This window comes from Nguyenibacter vanlangensis (assembly GCF_013376155.1).
Lineage (GTDB): Bacteria > Pseudomonadota > Alphaproteobacteria > Acetobacterales > Acetobacteraceae > Gluconacetobacter > Gluconacetobacter vanlangensis.
The window spans coordinates 1-1,019 of record NZ_JABXXP010000889.1 but is presented as its reverse complement, the minus strand read 5'-3'; the positions used below and the strand labels follow the sequence as shown (position 1 = coordinate 1,019).

At 69.6% G+C, this 1,019-nt stretch carries 1 protein-coding gene and 1 pseudogene; both read left to right on the top strand.

All coding sequences use genetic code 11. The annotated features are described in order from the left end of the window. A partial coding sequence (lptC, locus tag HUK84_RS19920) for an LPS export ABC transporter periplasmic protein LptC (RefSeq protein ID WP_176641750.1) occupies positions 1 to 711 on the top strand: 711 nt, incomplete at its 5' end. Beyond that, positions 708 to 1,019, top strand: a pseudogene (locus HUK84_RS19915) (hypothetical protein); the annotation flags it as partial. The gene lptC and the pseudogene HUK84_RS19915, both read left to right, overlap by 4 nt.

Genomic DNA, 1,019 nt, shown 5'->3' with positions numbered 1-1,019 from the left:
ATCCGGCAGCGGCGCATCCCCCGCCCGCGCGACATCGCCCGCCGCCGCCAGATGGTACGCTGGGCCAAATGGGCGCTGCCGGCCGCAGCGCTGGCCCTGCTGGGGTCGATCGCCGTATGGCCCGCGATCGACCGCATGATGAGCGCCCAGCGCAACGTCATGCACGAGATGGAAAACCTGCGTATCGCAAGCGGCAACATGCTGGGCGCCAGCTATCGCGGGCTGGACGATCACGGCCGGCCGTTCACGATCACGGCCGAGCAGGCGCAGCAGGTCGGCCCCGAACGGATCAACCTGTCCCGGCCCGCCGCCGACATGCTGACCCAGGGCGGCAACTGGCTGATGATCACGTCGCGGGACGGCGTCTATATGCAGCACGCGCAATTGCTGGACCTGACCGGCGACGTCGTGCTGTATCGCGACGACGGGATCATCCTGAACGGCGTCACGGCGGACATGAACCTGAAGCAGGGCATTGTCATGTCGGACGAATGGGTGCATGCCGAAGGGCCGTTCGGCGTGCTGGACGCCCAGGGTTTCATGCTGTCGCAGCATGATGGGGTCGGCCTGTTCCGCGGGCCGGGTCGGCTGGTGCTGAATGACGACGCCCACGCCCATCCGCCCGACGCCCGTCCCGCGACAACGCCAACCCCAGCAGCCCAAACCCCGGCAGCCCAAACCTCGGCAGCCCAGACGGAGCCCACCCGATGACCGCCTTTCTCAAGGCCGCGATCCCGCCCCGGCCTGGGCCCAAGCGTGGACTAGGGCTTGGACCTGAGCTTGGGCTGGCGCTTGCGCTCGGCGGCGCGGTGGCCTGCCTGGCCCCGGCAGGCGCGCGGGCGCAGGCGATCGATCTGTCCCATGGCGGGCAGATCGTCGTGACGGCGGCGGGCGGCTTCGACTGGGACCAGAAGACGCAGACCGTGACCGCCTATGACCAGGCGCAGGCGGTGCGCGGCAACGTGACGGTGACGGGCGACCGGCTGATCGCCTTCTACCGCAAGAAGGCCGCTGCCTCC